This is a genomic window from Sphingomonas chlorellae (genome assembly GCF_056485145.1).
The window spans coordinates 120,361-136,684 of sequence record NZ_JBQXXM010000004.1; the positions used below are offsets into that span (position 1 = coordinate 120,361).

At 68.9% G+C, this 16,324-nt stretch carries 13 protein-coding genes, 1 tRNA gene and 1 riboswitch; of the genes, 9 read left to right on the plus strand and 5 right to left on the minus strand.

What is annotated here, in order from left to right:
- Positions 1–5 precede the first annotated feature (5 nt).
- Together ACT3CF_RS11975 and aguB are read left to right on the plus strand one after the other, a co-directional pair.
- A complete protein-coding gene (locus tag ACT3CF_RS11975; protein ID WP_478423045.1) occupies positions 6–980 on the plus strand; it encodes an agmatine deiminase family protein in 975 nt (324 codons plus the stop codon).
- A 94-nt stretch (positions 981–1,074) separates the two neighbouring features.
- Complete coding sequence (gene aguB / locus ACT3CF_RS11980; RefSeq protein ID WP_478423047.1) at positions 1,075–1,923, plus strand: N-carbamoylputrescine amidase; 849 nt, start codon at positions 1,075–1,077, stop codon at positions 1,921–1,923.
- A gap of 15 nt (positions 1,924–1,938) precedes the next feature.
- Here the strand turns inward: aguB and ACT3CF_RS11985 are convergent, their stop codons facing one another.
- Positions 1,939–2,550 (minus strand): uracil-DNA glycosylase, encoded by a 612-nt coding sequence (locus ACT3CF_RS11985; protein ID WP_478423049.1) that lies wholly within the window; start codon positions 2,548–2,550, stop codon positions 1,939–1,941.
- 23 nt (positions 2,551–2,573) lie between these two features.
- On the opposite strand from ACT3CF_RS11985, the gene folK reads away from it, so the two are divergent.
- Together folK and ACT3CF_RS11995 are read left to right on the plus strand one after the other, a co-directional pair.
- On the plus strand, positions 2,574–3,080 hold the full coding sequence (gene folK / locus ACT3CF_RS11990) for a 2-amino-4-hydroxy-6-hydroxymethyldihydropteridine diphosphokinase (protein WP_478423051.1): 507 nt from the start codon (positions 2,574–2,576) through the stop codon (positions 3,078–3,080).
- Positions 3,071–3,146 (plus strand) — tRNA-Lys (locus ACT3CF_RS11995). Before folK ends, ACT3CF_RS11995 begins: the two co-directional genes overlap by 10 nt.
- A 93-nt stretch (positions 3,147–3,239) precedes the next feature.
- Here the strand turns inward: ACT3CF_RS11995 and metE are convergent.
- Entirely contained in the window at positions 3,240–5,540 is a 2,301-nt protein-coding gene (gene metE, locus ACT3CF_RS12000) for a 5-methyltetrahydropteroyltriglutamate--homocysteine S-methyltransferase (RefSeq protein ID WP_478423053.1), read from the minus strand.
- Between the two features lie 107 nt (positions 5,541–5,647).
- Positions 5,648–5,856: riboswitch (cobalamin riboswitch) on the minus strand.
- Positions 5,857–6,046: 190 nt separating this feature from the next.
- On the opposite strand from metE, the gene ACT3CF_RS12005 reads away from it, so the two are divergent.
- Positions 6,047–8,491, plus strand: coding sequence for a TonB-dependent receptor plug domain-containing protein (locus ACT3CF_RS12005; RefSeq protein WP_478423055.1), 2,445 nt, complete (start codon positions 6,047–6,049; stop codon positions 8,489–8,491).
- A gap of 211 nt (positions 8,492–8,702) precedes the next feature.
- On the plus strand, positions 8,703–10,790 hold the full coding sequence (locus tag ACT3CF_RS12010; protein WP_478423056.1) for a TonB-dependent receptor: 2,088 nt from the start codon (positions 8,703–8,705) through the stop codon (positions 10,788–10,790).
- A gap of 78 nt (positions 10,791–10,868) precedes the next feature.
- On the opposite strand, the gene galE is transcribed toward ACT3CF_RS12010, so the two are convergent.
- Complete coding sequence (galE, locus tag ACT3CF_RS12015; protein ID WP_478423058.1) at positions 10,869–11,867, minus strand: UDP-glucose 4-epimerase GalE; 999 nt, start codon at positions 11,865–11,867, stop codon at positions 10,869–10,871.
- A gap of 94 nt (positions 11,868–11,961) precedes the next feature.
- Between galE and msrA the strand changes: the two genes are divergently transcribed.
- Positions 11,962–12,516, plus strand: a complete 555-nt coding sequence (gene msrA / locus ACT3CF_RS12020; protein ID WP_478423060.1) for a peptide-methionine (S)-S-oxide reductase MsrA — start codon at positions 11,962–11,964, stop codon at positions 12,514–12,516.
- Positions 12,517–12,545: 29 nt separating this feature from the next.
- Here the strand turns inward: msrA and ACT3CF_RS12025 are convergent, their stop codons facing one another.
- Positions 12,546–13,475 carry an L-threonylcarbamoyladenylate synthase gene (locus ACT3CF_RS12025; protein WP_478423062.1) on the minus strand — a complete coding sequence of 310 codons (930 nt, stop codon included), beginning with the start codon at positions 13,473–13,475 and terminating at the stop codon, positions 12,546–12,548.
- A 72-nt stretch (positions 13,476–13,547) separates the two neighbouring features.
- Here ACT3CF_RS12025 and ACT3CF_RS12030 point away from each other — a divergent pair, with 72 nt between their 5' ends.
- Positions 13,548–15,254 (plus strand): acyl-CoA dehydrogenase, encoded by a 1,707-nt coding sequence (locus ACT3CF_RS12030; protein ID WP_478423064.1) that lies wholly within the window; start codon positions 13,548–13,550, stop codon positions 15,252–15,254.
- 102 nt (positions 15,255–15,356) lie between these two features.
- Here the strand turns inward: ACT3CF_RS12030 and ACT3CF_RS12035 are convergent, their stop codons facing one another.
- Positions 15,357–15,851, minus strand: coding sequence for a winged helix-turn-helix transcriptional regulator (locus ACT3CF_RS12035; protein ID WP_478423066.1), 495 nt, complete (start codon positions 15,849–15,851; stop codon positions 15,357–15,359).
- 131 nt (positions 15,852–15,982) lie between these two features.
- On the opposite strand from ACT3CF_RS12035, the gene ACT3CF_RS12040 reads away from it, so the two are divergent.
- Positions 15,983–16,312: a CC_3452 family protein gene (locus ACT3CF_RS12040; protein WP_478423068.1), complete on the plus strand. Its 330-nt coding sequence runs from the start codon at positions 15,983–15,985 to the stop codon at positions 16,310–16,312.
- The last annotated feature ends 12 nt before the right edge of the window (positions 16,313–16,324 follow it).

Here is a 16,324-nt window from a genome sequence, read left to right on the forward strand (position 1 = left end):
GGCGGATGACTTTGACCCCTCCCCCCGAATGGGCGCCGCATGATGCGGTCTGGATCGGCTTTCCCAGCCATGGCGAGCTGTGGCTCGAGGATCTGGAACCGGCGCGCGCCGAAGTCGTCGCCTTTGCCCGCGCGGTCCATGCCGAAGGGCGCGGCGAACAGGTGATCCTGGTCGCCGCCGACGCCGATGCGGGCGCCGCCGCCACCGCGATGGCGGGCGATTTCGCGCAGGTCGTCGTCGAGGCGTTCGGCGACATCTGGCTGCGCGACACCGCGCCGATCCTCGACGCCGCGGGACGCGCGCACGACTTCGGCTTCAACGGCTGGGGCGGCAAATACGACCTGCCCGGCGACGGCGACATTGGCGCCCGGCTGGCGGCGAGCCGCGGGCTCGATTGCGCCGCGCACGACTGGGTGCTGGAAGGCGGCGCGATCGACGGCGACGGCACCGGGCTGGTCGTCACGACCGAGCAGTGCCTGTTGAACCCCAACCGCAACCCCGCGCTGACCCGCGCCGAGATCGAGGCGCGGCTGGCGTCCGACCTGGGGATGACGCGCGTGCTGTGGCTGGGCGACGGGCTGTTGAACGACCATACCGACGGCCATGTCGACAACCTCGCCCGCTTCATCGGCCCCAACCGGCTGCTGATCCCCGAGGCGGCGGAGAACGACCCCAACTGGCGTATCTATCAGGATGCCGCCGCGCGCGCGCAGGCGTTCGGCGTCGAACTGGCGCGCCTGCCCTCGCCCGGCCGCGTGCTCAACGACGAAGGCGAGGTGATCCCCGCCAGCTACATGAACTTCTATATCGGCAACGCCGCGGTGGTCGTGCCGCTGTACGGCACCGACCAGGACGAGGCGGCGGTGGCCGCGCTCGCGGCGCTGTTCCCCGGCCGCACGATCGCGGGACTGCGCGCCGACCATATCCTGACCGGCGGCGGCAGCTTCCACTGCATCAGCCAGCAGATTCCGGCGCGCTGATCCCGACCCGTGCCCCCGTTTCCGGCGTCCGCCGGGACGGGGGCACGGACGCGACGGGGGTGGATTTGCCGCCGCCATCGATTACATGGGCGCCATGACCCAAGTGACCGTCGCGGCGCTGCAGCTGCCCTTCACCAACGACATCGACCACAATATCGCGCAGGTTTCCGAACTGGTGCGCGAGGCCGCCGGCCGCGGTGCGCAGGTGGTGCTGCCGCCCGAGCTGTTCGAGGGCGAATATTTCTGCCGCGTCGAGGACGAGGGGCTGTTCGCCAACGCCAAGCCGGTGGGCGAACACAAGGCGGTGCGGGCGATGCAGGCGCTGGCCGCCGAGCTGGGCATCCATATCCCGACCAGCTTTTTCGAGGCCGACGGGCCGCACCATTACAACAGCCTGGCGATGATCGGCCCCGACGGCAAGGTCGCCGGGGTCTATCGCAAGAGCCATATCCCCGACGGCCCGGGATATGAGGAGAAATTCTATTTCCGCCCCGGCAATACCGGGTTCAAGGTGTGGGACGGCCCCGGCGCCAAGCTGGGCGTCGGCGTGTGCTGGGACCAGTGGTATCCCGAAACCGCGCGCGCGATGATGCTGATGGGCGCCGAGCTGCTCTTTTATCCCACCGCGATCGGCAACGAGCCGCATGACGAGAGCCTCGACACCGCCCGGCTGTGGCGGCGCGCGATGGTGGGCCATGCGGTGTCGAACGTCGTGCCGGTGATCGCCGCCAACCGCGTCGGCACCGAGCATGGCCAGACCTTTTACGGCACCAGCTTCATCTGCGACGAGCGCGGCGACATCCAGGCCGAGCTCGACCGGACCGAGACCGGCGTCATCACCGCGACGCTCGACCTCGACCGGATCAAGCGCCACCGCGCCGCATTCGGCTTCTTCCGCGACCGGCGGCCCGAGCTTTACGGGCGGCTGGTGCAGGACATCTGAGCCGCCGCGGCGCGGTCAGCCGCGCAGCGCGATCGCACGGGCGAACACCGCGTCGAGCATCGCGGGCGTGATGCGGCCGGTATTCTGGTTGTAGCGCGAGCAGTGATAGCTATCGAGCACCACGCGCCCGTCGGGCATGCGGTGCTCGGCACCGTGCGCGAAGCGGGCCTTGGGCAGCTTTCCGCCCAGCGCCTTGACGGTCGACTGGTGCGCGACCTCCCCCAGCGCGATCCAGATCCGCGCGGGCAGCCGTGCCGCATCGGCGGCGAGGAAGTCGCGGCAGCTATGGATTTCGGCGGTCGTCGGCCGGTTTTCGGGCGGCAGGCAGCGGACGGCGTTGAGGATCACCACCCCGTGCGGCCGGCCTTCGTCGGCAAGCCCGGTCCGCGCGAGCGTGGCGAAGAGCATCGCGCCCGATTCATCGCCGGTGAAGGCGAGCCCGGTGCGGTTGGCGCCCGTCCGCCCGGGCGCGAGCCCGACCACCGCGAGCCAGGCATCGGCGTCGCCATGGGGCGGAACCGGCGCGTTCCACCAGTCGGGCTGCGCCGCGCGCAACTGCGCACGCAGCGCGACGAGGCGGGGACAGCGCGGACAATCGCGATTCGGCTGGGGGCTTGGCGTGGACATGCACCCCGGATAGGCAGACGCGCGTGGGAACGACAAGCTATGCCATCGCGCTGGGATCGAACCGGCGGGGACGCCATGGCGGCCCCGAGCGCGAACTGGCGGCAGCGCTCGACGCGCTGGCGGCGCTGGGCAGCGTGCGTCGCGTCGCCCCGGTGATCCGCACCGCGCCGGTGGGGCCGTCGCTGCGACGCTTTGCCAACGGCGCGGCCATTCTGGACACCGGGCTGACGCCGCCGGCGCTGCTCGCGGCGCTGAAGCGAATCGAGCGCGCGTTCGGGCGACGCCGGGGCCAGCCCTGGAGCGCGCGCGTGATCGACCTCGACATCCTGATGTGGTCCGAGGGGGCCTGGGCCGGCCCCGGACTGGTGGTGCCGCACGCGCTGTTCCGGACGCGCCGCTTCGTCCTCGACCCGCTGGTGACGATCGCCGCGGACTGGCGCGACCCGCTGACCGGGCTGAGCGTCCGCCAGCTCCGGACCCGGTTGACCCGAGCCGCCGCCGTGCGTAGGGGCGACGATGTGGGTCCGTAGCTCAGTCGGTAGAGCAAGCGACTTTTAATCGAGAGGTCCCGGGTTCGAATCCCGGCGGACCCACCACCGTCCCCTTTCCGCCTCTCGCTGCCCTTGCCCTGCCGATTGCCCTGCGACGCCGGGGCGGCACGAGGCGCGCGGCCCCGTGCCGCCGGCATGTCAGGCCTCGGCCATCTGTTCGGCGCGCAGCGTCCGCGCCGCGGCGACCATCGCCTCGATCGCGGGGCGCACCTCTTCCCAGCGGCGGGTCTTGAGCCCGCAATCGGGGTTCACCCAGAGCTGGCCGGGCCGCAGATATTCCTGCGCCAGCCGCATCAGCGCGACCATCTCCCACCGCCCGGGGACGCGCGGGGTGTGGATGTCGTACACGCCGGGGCCGATCGCCGCGGGATAGCGATAAAGGGCGAAGGCCTCGAGCAGCTCCATCTGCGAGCGCGCCGTCTCGATCGAGATCACGTCGGCGTCCATCGCCGCGATCGCGGGAAGGATGTCGTTGAACTCCGAATAGCACATATGCGTGTGGATCTGGGTGGCGTCGGCCACGCCCGAGGCGGCGAGACGGAAGCTTGCCACCGCCCAGTCGAGATAGCCCTGCCAGTCGCGCCGGCGCAGCGGCAGCCCCTCGCGCAGCGCAGCCTCGTCGATCTGGACGATGCGCGCGCCGGCGGCCTCGAGGTCGAGCACCTCGTCGCGGATCGCCAGCGCGATCTGGCGGCAGGTTTCGGCGCGCGGCTGGTCGTCGCGGACGAACGACCAGTTGAGGATCGTCACCGGGCCGGTGAGCATCCCCTTCATCGGACGCTTGGTAAGCGACTGCGCATAACGCCACCAGTCGACCGTCATCGCATGCGGGCGCGCCACGTCGCCGAAGAGGATCGGCGGGCGGACGCAACGCGAGCCATAGCTCTGTACCCAGCCGTGCGTGGTGAAGGCAAAGCCGTCGAGTTGCTCGCCGAAATACTGAACCATGTCGTTGCGCTCGAACTCGCCATGGACCAGCACGTCGAGCCCGACCGACTGTTGCCAGCGCACCGCACGCCGGGTCTCGTCGCGGAGGAACGCGGTATAGCCCGCATCGTCGAGTTCGCCGCGATTGTGTGCGGCGCGGGCGCGGCGGACCTCGGCGGTCTGGGGCAAGGAGCCGATCGTCGTGGTGGGAAAGAGCGGGAGGTCGAGCGCGGCCGCCTGGGCGCGGGCGCGCGCGGGCTGATCGGAGGCGCGGCGCACCATCGCCGGCGTCACCGCCGCGAGCCGGGCAGCGACCGCCGGGTTGTGGATGCGCGGGGATCGTGCGCGGCTCTGAACCGCCCGGCGCGCCGCGGCGAGCGGTTCGGCCACGCTGTCACGGCCATGGTTGAGCGCCTGCTTGAGGATCGCCAGCTCGTCGAGCTTCTGGACCGCAAAGGCGAGCCATTGCGCCACCTCGGGGTCGAGCTTGCGTTCGAGCGCGAGATCGAGCGGGACATGGAGCAGCGAGCAGGAGGGCGCGAGCACCAGGTCGCGGCTTGCCGCGACGGGTTCGAGCCGGTCGAGCAGGGCGTCGAGATCGGCGCGCCACACGTTGCGGCCGTCGATCACGCCGAGCGAGAGGAGCAAGTCGCGCGGCGCGGCGCGCAGCAGCGCATCGAGCTGATCGGGCGCACGCACGAGATCGACATGGAGCCCGGCGACCGGAAGCGCCGCGGCCAGCCCCAGATTATCGTCGAGCCCGCCGAAATAGGTCGTCAGCATCAGCCGCACGCCGGTGCGCGCGAGCCGGGCATAGGCGCGCGTGAAGGCGCGGCGCTGAACGTCGGTGAGATCGGTGGCGAGCACGGGCTCGTCGATCTGCACCCACTGCGCGCCGGCCTGGCCGAGCTGGCCGAGGATCGCGACATAGAGGCCGAGCACCGCGTCGAGATAGTCGAACGGATCGACGCCGCGCCCCTTGGCGAGGCTGAGCCAGGTTACCGGCCCGACCAGTACCGGGCGGGTTTCGAAACCCTGTGCGCGCGCCTCGCGATATTCCTCGACCACCTTGAGCCGGTTGAGCGCGAGCCGGTCGCCGAGCGCGAGTTCGGGGACGGTGAAGTGGTAGTTGGTGTCGAACCACTTGGTCATCTCGCAGGCGGTATGGCTGGCATGGCCGTGCGTGCACCCGGCCTCGCCGGTGGTGCCGCGCGCCATCGCGAAATAGGTGTCGAGCCCCGCCTCGCCCGGCGCCGCGCCATAGCGCGACGGCACCGCGCCGAGCATCACGCTCATGTCGAGCACATGGTCGTAGAGCGAGAAGTCGTTCGAGGGCAGCCAGTCGATCCCTGCCCGCTTCTGCCGTGCCCAGCCGGCGGTGCGCAGCGCACCCGCCGCCTCGACCAGCATGGCCTCGGTCGAGCGACCGGCCCAGTAATCCTCAAGCGCGAATTTGAGTTCACGGCGCGGCCCCATGCGCGGGAAGCCGAGCGTGGCAATCGAAACGGTCATCGGTTTCTTCTACCCCGAAGAAGGGCAGGACACCGGGCCGAACGCAGGCGCGCGCGGACGCCGGGCGGCCGCGACAGGCAAGCGGCCAGCCCGGACACCCCGCCGGTGGACGTTATCGCGTCGGAGGCAGGTCTCCTGGCTCGCGGGTCGACGCGGGCGGTCTGGCCTTCCCGGAAGCAGTCGCCTCCAGTGACACGTATCGACCGTCCGCTCACCGCTTACAGTTGCGGGGGCAGCGCCGGAATCGCACCGGCTTCCCGTCTTCGCTTCGGCGCGGCGCGAGACCGGCCGAAGAACCTCGACCCGGCCAGCATCGCGGCACATCGGCAGCGCGTCAAGCCTGATATAAAGATTTCTTTATATCACGTTCCACGCCGTGCCTGGGATCCTCGCGCGCTTTCGCAACCCGCAACGCGGCTTTGCCCGCCGATATATTTTCTAACCAGCGCGCGCGGCGACGAGCCTATAGTCCGATCCGGACAATCAGAATTAGGGGCAATCCAACGATGCGATTCCGCACGACCACGCTGCTTTCGGCCGCCACGCTGGCGCTGGTGCACGCCGCACCGGCATGGGCACAGGACGCGACCGCCGCGGCCGGGGACAAGAATGCGAGCGAGGCCCGTTCGGGCCAGGCAGGCGCCGCGGCAAACGAAGGTGACGTCATCATCGTCACCGGCACGCGCGCGCAGGGCCGTTCGCGGCTCGACACCGCGTCGCCGGTCGACGTGCTCGGCGGCGCGGCGCTGCGCCAGCAGGGAACGACCGAACTCGGCAGCGCGCTGGCTGCAGTGGCGCCGTCGATCGACTTTCCGCGTTCGTCCGCGACGGACGCCACCGACGCAATCCGCCCGGCGACGCTGCGCGGGCTTTCTCCCGACCAGGTGCTGGTGCTCGTCAACGGCGTCCGCGCCAACAGCTCGGCCCAGCTCAACACCAACGGGTCGGTGGGCCGCGGCAGTTCGGCCGTCGACCTCAACACCATTCCGACGGTCGCGCTCGACCGGATCGAGGTGCTGCGCGACGGTGCGTCGGCGCAATATGGTTCCGACGCGATCGCCGGCGTCATCAACCTGCGGCTGCGCGAGGCGCGTGAAGGCGGCGGCGCGTCGGTGACCTATGGCTTTTACGATACCGACATCATCACCGCGCGCGGGCGCCGCCACACGACGGGCGAACCCGCGCTGACGGCGTCGGCGTGGCAGGGCTTCGGCTTCGGCGACGACGGCTATGTCACCGTTTCCGGCGAGTATCTGAACCGCAAGCCGACCAACCGGGCCGATTTCGACCCGCGCGTCACGCCCGCAGGCACGCTGACCGGCCGTTTCGGCGATCCCGAGCTGGAGCAGTATAGCGGGTATGTGAACGCGGGCAAAAGCCTGAGCGATTCGCTCAAGCTCTATGGCTGGGCAGGCTATCAGGACCGCGACAGCAAGGGTGCGGCCTTCCCGCGGCTTGCCAGCGCCGCAGCCGCGGGCGGCGTGGGGGCGATCTACCCCAACGGCTTCCTGCCGATCATCAACACCAAGTCGATCAACGCCAACGGCGCGATCGGGCTGAAGGGCGAGTTCGGCGACTGGTCGACCGACCTCAACCTCGCCTATGGCCGCAACAAGGTGAGTTTCCGGACGCTCAATTCGGCCAACTATGCCTATGGCAGCGCGTCGCCGACCAACTTCTATGACGGCGCAGTGATCTATGACCAGTGGGTCGCGGGTCTCGACGTGTCGCGCAAGTTCGACCTGTTCCGGTCGCTCAACCTCGCCTTCGGCGTCGAGGCGCGGCGCGAGGGGTACAAGATCACCGCGGGCGAGCGCGCCTCCTATGGCTATCCCGAAGGCGCGACGGTGTTCAACCAGACGCCGGGCGCCCAGGGCTTTGGCGGCTTTTCGCCCGCCAATGCGATCGAGCGCAGCCGCAAGAACATTTCCGGCTATATCGACGTCGAGGCGCAGCTGACCGACGCGCTGTTGATCGGCGTCGCGGCGCGCGGCGAGCATTATACCGATTTCGGCGACACCGCGACCGGCAAGCTGTCGCTGCGTTACGACGTGACGCCCTGGTTCGCGCTGCGCGGCACGGCGTCGACGGGCTTCCGCGCGCCGAGCCTGCAGCAGCAATATTTCACCTCGGTCGCGTCGGTCGTGCAGAACGGCGTGCCGGTCACCACGGGTACCTTCCCGTCGGTCGATCCGGTGGCCAAGGCGCTGGGCGGCAAGCCGCTCGAGCCCGAGAAGTCGACCAACCTTTCGTTCGGCACGGTGATCCGCAGCGGCGGGTTCGACCTGACGGTCGACGCCTATCAGATCCGGCTGCGCGACCAGCTGGCGCTTTCCGAGAACATCTCGCGCACGTTCAGCGCCGAGGTGGCAAAGATCCTGGACCCGCTGGGCGTGCCGCAGGCGCGGTTCTTCATCAACGGGCTGCGCTCACGCACGCGCGGCATCGACGTGGTGGCGCATTACCGCTTCGCCACCGCCGCGGCGGGCAAGTTCGACCTGACGCTGGCCGGCAACGTCAACGAGACCGTGATCACGCACGTTCCCAACTCGACCGCGACGCTGGCCAACCCGCCGGTGCTGTTCGGGCGCAACCGCGTGCTGAGCCTGGAGGAAGGCACGCCGGGCGAGAAGCTGACCGGCACGATCGACTGGAGCCTGGGCGATCTGGGCGTCACCGCGCGCGCCACCTATTACGGCAACGTCAACCAGCCGGGTACGACCCCGGCGGCCGACGTCAACAGCGGCAAGCACGTCATCACCGATCTGGAGTTCCGTTACAGCCCGCAAAAGGGGGCGCAGTTCGCGCTGGGCGTCAACAACCTGTTCGACGTCTATCCCGACGCGACGATCGCGGCGAACAATTCGACCGGCGTGGTCGGGTTCCCCTATTACTCGCCCTTCGGTTTCGGCGGGCGCTATCTCTATGTCCGCGCCGGGCTGAACTGGTAAGCGGATACCGGCGGGGACGGCCATGTCCCCGCAACCATCGCCAAGGGAGCGAGCCGAAGCCGAACGGCGGCGGCCGCTCCCTTTTCGATGCGGCAAAGCCACATGCGCCATTTTCGTTGCCGGCGATGCGCGATCGAGGCCGATTGGCGCTTGATACTTTATATCATCCCGTCTAACCGCCACGCAGCTCCCACGATCTAACGGATTGCCCATGCTGCGTTTCCTGCTTCTTGCCTCTGCCGCCATCGTCTCCCCGCCCGCGTTTGCCGACGGCAGCGACACGACCGCGCCGGCCGGCGCGACGGCGACGCAGGACCATGACGCGCCCAATGCCGAAATCGTCGTCACCGGCACGCGCGCGCGCGCCAATGTCGACGTGCTCGGCGGCACGACGGTGCTCGCCAAGGAAGAACTGACGCGCGAGATGCGCTCGACGATCGGCGAGACGCTGGCGCGCCAGCCGGGCGTTTCGGCCACCTCGTTCGGTCCGAATGCGTCGCGGCCGATCCTGCGCGGCTTCACCGGCGACCGGGCGCGGCTGCTCGTCGACGGGATCGGCAGCATCGACGTTTCGAACACCTCCGCCGACCATGCCGCGATCATCAACCCGCTGACCGCCGAACGAATCGAGGTTCTGCGCGGGCCGGCCGCCCTGATGTTCACCCCGTCGTCGGTCGGCGGCGTCGTCAACGTCATCGACGCGCGCATCCCGCGCCACGTTCCCACCGAACCGGTGCACATCGACGCGATCGCCACCTATGGCAGCGCCGCCGACGAACGTACCGTTTCCGGCGCGGTCGACGTGCCGCTGGCCGGGAAGATCGTCGTCCATGCCGACGGCAGTTACACCAAGACCGACGATCTGGGCATCGGCGGCCATGTGCTGAGCCGCGGGCTGCGCGCTCAGGCGCTGGCGAGCGCCGACCCCGAGACGCGCGCGCTGGCCGACCTGAAGGGCACGCTGCCCAATACGGCGACCGAGAACTGGGAAGTGGCCGGCGGCGCCGCGCTGATCACCGACGGCGGCAATCTGGGCTTTTCCGCGAGCCATTACGACACCTTCTATGGCGTGCCGGTGCGCTATTCGCTCGATCCCGCGGTCGAGGCCGAACGCGTCCGGCTGCACGCCAAGCAGGACCGTTTCGACCTGCGCGGCGAGGTCGATGTCGGCGGCGGCTTCCTGCAGAAGATCCGGCTGCGCGCCGCGGCTGCGGATTACCAGCACAGCGAGATCGCCGAGGACGGCACCGTCGGCACGACCTTTTTCAACCAGGGTTTCGAGGGGCGGCTCGAACTGGTCCAGAAGGTTCGCGGCGGCTGGGACGGGCTGATCGGCGCCGAGGCGTCGGTGCGCGACATGCACGTCGTCGGCGACGAGAAGTTCCTGCCCAAGAATTCGAGCAACCGCGTCGGCCTGTTCACGCTCCAGTCGCTCGATTTCGGGCCGTTCCGCGCCGAGGCCGCGGGCCGGTACGAGCATAACGAATTGACCGCGCAGGCGGATGCCGACATCGGCAATCCGCGCATCCAGCGACGCTTCGACAGCTTTTCGGCGTCGCTGGGCGGCAGCTATGCGCTCGCGCCCGGGCTGCGCTTCGGCGTCAATGTTTCGCGCAGCGAACGCGCGCCGACGCCCGAGGAACTGTTCGCCAACGGCCCGCATGCCGGCACCCAGGCCTATGAGATCGGCAACGCCGACTTCCGGTCGGAAAAATCGTGGGGCGTCGAGGCGACGCTGAAGGGCAGCGGCCAGGGCTGGAACCTGTCGGCCGCAGGCTATTACACCTGGTTCGACGACTATATCTATGACACGCCGACGGGCGCGGTGCGCGACGACCTGCCCGTGTTCGAATATCGTCAGGCCAATGCACGCTATTACGGCTTCGAGATCGAAGGGTCGGTCGTGCTGGGCACGGTGGGCGAGTTCCGCATCAACGCCGACGGGCTGGCCGACTATGTCCACGCGCAGATCGTCGACGGCGGCCCGGTGCCGCGCATTCCGCCGCTGCGCCTGATGGGCGGGCTCGAGGCGCAGTCGGACCAGCTCACCGGCCGAGTCGAGATCGAGCATGACTTCGCGCAGGGCCGGATCGCCGCGTTCGAGACGCGCACCGATGCCTATACGATGGTCAATGCCTCGATCGCATGGAAGCCGTGGGGCGCGCAGTCGAACACCAGCCTGGTTCTTTCGGCGAACAACCTGTTCGACGTCGAGGCGCGCCGCCATACGAGCGTACTCAAGGACTATGCGCCGCTGGCAGGACGCGACATCCGCGTGACGGCGCGCTTCCAGCTCTGAACGCAAGCGCTCGATACGCAAAGGGGGCGCCCGCATGGGTGCCCCCTTTCTGCCGCCCCCGTCGGGAGGGGGCGGAGATCAGCCCTGGCGTTCGGCGAGCTTGCGCTCCCACGCCAATGCGTCGCGCACGATTCCTTCGAGATCGTCGTGACGCGGCCGCCACGGCAATGCGGCGAGGATCGCGCCGTTATCGGCAACCAGCGCGTCGGGATCACCCGCGCGCCGGCCCTCGAGCCGACGGTCGATCTTCATGTTGGTGACGCGATCGACGGCGTCGAGCACCTCGAGGACCGAGAAGCCGCGCCCATAGCCGCAATTGAGCGTGTGGCTGGTGCCCGGATCGGCGATCAGCAGGTCGAGCGCATCGACATGCGCCGCGGCGAGATCGCTGACATGGATATAGTCGCGCACGCCGGTGCCGTCGGGCGTCGCGAAATCGGTCCCGAACACGCTGACATGGCTGCGCTTGCCGGTCGCCGCCTCGACCGCGACCTTGATGAGGTGCGTTGCCCCCGCGGTCGACTGACCGCTGCGCCCCTGCGGATCGGCGCCGGCGACGTTGAAGTAGCGCAGCGCGCAATAGTTGAGCGGATGCGCCGCGGCGACGTCGCGCAGCATGATCTCGGTCATCAGCTTCGACATGCCATAGGGGTTGATCGGCGACTTGGGCGCATCCTCGCGGATCGGGATCGCATCGGGGATGCCATAGGTCGCCGCCGTCGACGAGAAGATGAAGTGCCGCACGCCGCACGCCACCGCGCTTTCGATCAGCGAACGGCTCGCGACCGTGTTGTTGCGATAATATTTGAGCGGGTCGGTCACCGATTCGGGCACCACGACCGACCCGGCGAAGTGCATCACCGCGACGACATCGTGCGCGCGCATCGTCTCGCGCACCGTTTCCGAATCCTCGATATTGGCGACCACGAGCTTCGCGCGCGGATCGACCGCCCAGTCGAAGCCGGTGACGAGATTGTCGACCACCACCACCGGCCAGCCCGCGTCGAGCAGCGCGAGCACCGCGTGGCTGCCGATATAGCCCGCACCGCCCGTGACCAGCACCGTTCCGTTACGCATTGCGTCAAATCTCCTTTGCGCGCGGACCTACACCCACGCGTTGCATGGCGCCATGGCGCACCTATCTTCGAGACGACGAAACGAGGAGATTTTGATGACGATCGAGACCGCGACGCTGGCGGGCGGCTGTTTCTGGTGCACCGAGGCGGTGTTCAAGGACGTGATCGGCGTCCAGTCGGTCGAGAGCGGCTATACCGGCGGCACGGCGGCCAACCCGACCTACAAGCAGGTCTGTTCGGGCGATACCGGCCACGCCGAGGCGATCCGCGTCACCTATGACGCCGATCAGTTGCGCTATGCCGACCTGCTCGACATCTTTTTCGCGACGCACGACCCGACGACGCTCAACCGCCAGGGCAATGACGTCGGCACCCAGTATCGTTCGGCGATCTTCCCGCATTCGCCCGAGCAGGAAGCCGAGGCGCGTGCCGCCATCGCGCGCAACCAGGCCGAATGGCCCGCGCCGATCGTGACCGCGATCGAGCCGCTGGGCGAATGGTGGCCCGCCGAGGACTATCACCAGCAATATTGGGAAGGCGAAGGACAGCGGAACCCCTATTGCCTGGCGGTCATCCCCCCCAAGCTGCGCAAGCTCCGCAAGAGCTTCGCTGCGCGCGTGAAGGAAGAGGGCGCCACGCCCGCCGCCTGACACCCGCGCGCACCGCGGGTTCGCCGCCCCTACCCGGCCGTGTTGCCGGCGGGGGCGGCATCGCGCGGAAAGGCGGCCCGGCGGAGGCGGTCGTTGATCGCCACGCCGATGCCGCTTTCGGGCACCGGCGCAACGGCGATACGCGGCGCCGGTGCGGCGTCGGCGCGATGGAGGGCATCGAACAGCCGCGCCGCCGCCTCCGCCGGATCGCCCGTCGCCGACAGCGTGTCGTCGCCCGCAACCGCGCCGAAGCCGATCAGCCATTCGTCCGGATCGGCGACGGTGACGCCCAGGCGGACGGGCTTGCCGGGCGCATAATGGCTCGACATCTGCCCCGGCGCGACGATCCCGGCGGTGGTGGCGACGCGATCGGCCAGGCCGAGCACCGCCGCGGTCAGCGGCCCAGGGCGCAGGATCGCATCGCCCGCCACGATCGTCGATTCGATCCCCGCCGGCGTCGCGCCGTCGTCGATCACCAGCGGGATGCGGCCGGCGAGGCTTGCCGCGACATGCTCCGCACGCGTGGGGCTGATCGAACCGCTGGCATTGGCGGACGGGGCGGCGAGCGGGCGCCCGCTGGCGGCGAGCAAGGCCTGCATCGCCCGGTGACGCGGCACGCGCAGCGCGACGGTCGGCAGGCCCGCGGTCACCAGGCTGGCGATTTGCGACTCGGGGCGAAGCGGAAGCACCAGCGTCAACGGCCCCGGCCAGAAGCGACGGGCAAGATCGCGTGCCCGATCATCGAACACCGCGATCCGCTCGGCTGCGGCAAGATCGGGCAAATGGACGATCAGCGGGTTGAACGACGGCCGCCCCTTTGCCGCGTAAATACCTGCGACCGCTTGGGAATTGGTGGCATCGGCGGCAAGGCCATAGACGGTTTCGGTGGGCACCGCCACGCAGCCGCCGGCCCGGATGATCGCCGCCGCTTCGGCGATCGCGGCCGTACCAAAGGTCATCAAACGCGGATTTGCTGAGATCACCTCCCTGGGGCTATAGCGCCGACGGGAGTCACACAAGAGAGGGCAAGAATGTTCACCCCCGCCACGACCGAGCAGCGTTTCGTACTGGACCATGTCGTCCGCCTCTCGGAAATCAGCGATGAAGCGACGCCGGACCTGGTCGACGCCGTTCTCGAAGGCGCGGGGCAGTTCGCAGCGGGCGAATGGGCGCCGCTGGAACGGCTCGGCGATACACAGGGTCCGAAGTGGACGCCCGAGGGCGTCAAAATGCCGGAAGGCTTTCCGGCCGCGTACAAGGCCTTTGTCGAAGGCGGCTGGGGCACGATCGGGTCGCCTGCCGATTTCGGCGGGCAGGGCCTGCCCGTGAGCCTGTCGGTCGCGGTGCTGGAGACGCTGGGCACGGCGAACATGGGCTTTGCCCTCGCCCCCATCCTGACCGTCGGCGCGGTCGAGGCGCTGACGCACCACGGCTCGGCCGAGCAGCAGGCGCTTTACCTGCCCAAGCTCGCGACCGGCGAGTGGAGCGGCACGATGAACCTGACCGAGCCGCAGGCCGGTTCGGACGTCGGCGCGCTCAAGACCAAGGCCGAGCCCGCCGGCGAAGGCAAGTGGAAGATCAAGGGCACCAAGATCTTCATTTCGTTCGGCGACCACGACATGGTCGACAACATCGTCCATCTGGTCCTGGCGCGCACGCCCGGGGCACCGGCGGGCACCAAGGGGCTGTCGCTGTTCCTCGTCCCCAAGTACCGCCTGAACGCCGACGGTACGCCGGGTGCGTTCAACGACATCCGCGTCGTGTCGATCGAGCACAAGATGGGCCTGCATGCCTCGCCCACCTGCGTGCTGAGCTTCGGCGACAATGACGACTGCATCGGCGAGCTGATCGGACCCGAATTCGGCGGCATCCGTGCGATGTTCACGATGATGAACAACGCGCGACTGAACGTCGGGCTGCAGGGCGTGCAGGTCGCCGAACGCGCGACGCAGCGCGCCGTCGCCTATGCCCGCGAGCGCATCCAGTCGGCACGCGCCGGCTCGGCCAGCCGCGACTCGGTGGCGATCATCGAGCATCCCGACGTGCGCCGCATGCTGCTGCGCATGAAGGCCCAGACGCAGGCGGCGCGTGCGCTCGTCTATTACGCGTTCGGCCAGCTCGATCGCGCCCATAAGGGGATCGAGGGCGCGCAGGCGATGGTCGACCTGCTGACCCCGCTCGCCAAGGCGCACGGCACCGACATCGGCAACGAAGTCGCGAGCCTGGGCATCCAGGTGCATGGCGGCATGGGCTATATCGAGGAGACCGGTGCGGCCCAGCATTTCCGCGATGCGCGCATCACGCCGATCTATGAAGGCACGAACGGCATCCAGGCCGCCGACCTGGTCGGTCGCAAGCTGAGCATGGACAACGGCGCGACGATGCTGGGGCTGCTCGCCAAGATGCGGGCCGAGGCGGAGAGCCCGGTGCTGCTCCAGCTTGTCGATACCTGCGACGAGGTCGCGCGCTACCTGCTGGGCGCCGAGACCGACGACCGGCTGGCCGCGAGCTATCCGTTCCTCACCATGCTCTCGACCGCCGTGTGCGGCTGGCTGCTCGAGGACCAGGGCCGGATCGCCGCCCGCTCGGAAGGCGAGCCGAAGTTCCTGAAGATGAAGCAGACGGTCGCGCGCTTCTATGTCGAGCAGATCGTGCCGGAGGCGCTGGGGCTGAAGGCCGCGGCGATGGCGAAGGCCGACGTGCTCTATGCGGTCGAGGCAGAGGCGTTCGCCGCCTGAGCCTGCCGACCGGCTGAACCGACGATGCCCCGGGGGTGCCTGTCCGCACCGCCGGGGCATTTTCGTTGGGCTGCGGCGACGTGCTCCGACGCCGGCGAAGCGTCAGTCGCCGGCCCTGCCGTCGTCCTGCGACGACGCCACCTCCTCCGGCAGCGCCCAGAGCAGGTCGCCCTTGCCCAGCACCCTGCCGTCGTGCGCCTGGACCGTCACCGGCGCGATCGGACGATGGTCGCGCGCGTCGACCAGAATCGGGCTGGCGGGCATTCCCGTTTCCCACCGTTCGCCCCACTGGCGCAGCGCGACCATGGTGGGGAGCAGCGCATAGCCCTTCTCGGTCAGCCGATACTCGATCTTGCGACGATCGTCGGCGCACCGGCAGCGTTCGAGGATGCCCTTGTCCACCAGCCGTTGCAGCCGGTTGGCAAGGATGTTGCGCGCGATCCCGAGTTCGGACTGGAACTCCTCGAAATGGCAGAGGCCGTTGAACGACCCGCGCAGGATGAGGAAGGACCAGCGCTCGCCCATCGCCTCGAGCGCGGCAGGAAGGCTGCACCGGGCCGCCAGTTCGCGCAGCGCCTGCTGGATCGCCCCTGCCATGTTCCATTCCCCTTTCGACTGACGACGCGAACGACACCACATCTTGCGCCGCAGCAATAGTTCTCCATTGCAACTTAACGTGATGTCATTAATCCTGCTGCGCAAGCATAATGGACAGGAGAGGGATTGAAATGCGGGGGATTTCCAGTGTCGCCGGGCTGGCTGCCGTCATGCTGGCAGCGACGACGGCGGGCATCTTTTCGACCGATGCACTCGCGCAGGCGCGCGGCGGCTATTATTCGGCGGTCCCGGCCAAGACATCCGCCAAGGCGAGCTTCGTGACGCGCAGCGCGATCTGGAAGTGCCAGGAAGGCGGCTGCACGGCGCCGCGCGCCGAGATGCGCGACGCGGTGATGTGCGAACTGGTTGCCCGCGAGATCGGCACGCTGACCGCTTTCCGCGCCGGCGAGACCGAGTTCAGCGCCGATGCGCTGGCCAAGTGCAACGCAAAAGCACGCTGACCGCGGAAAAGC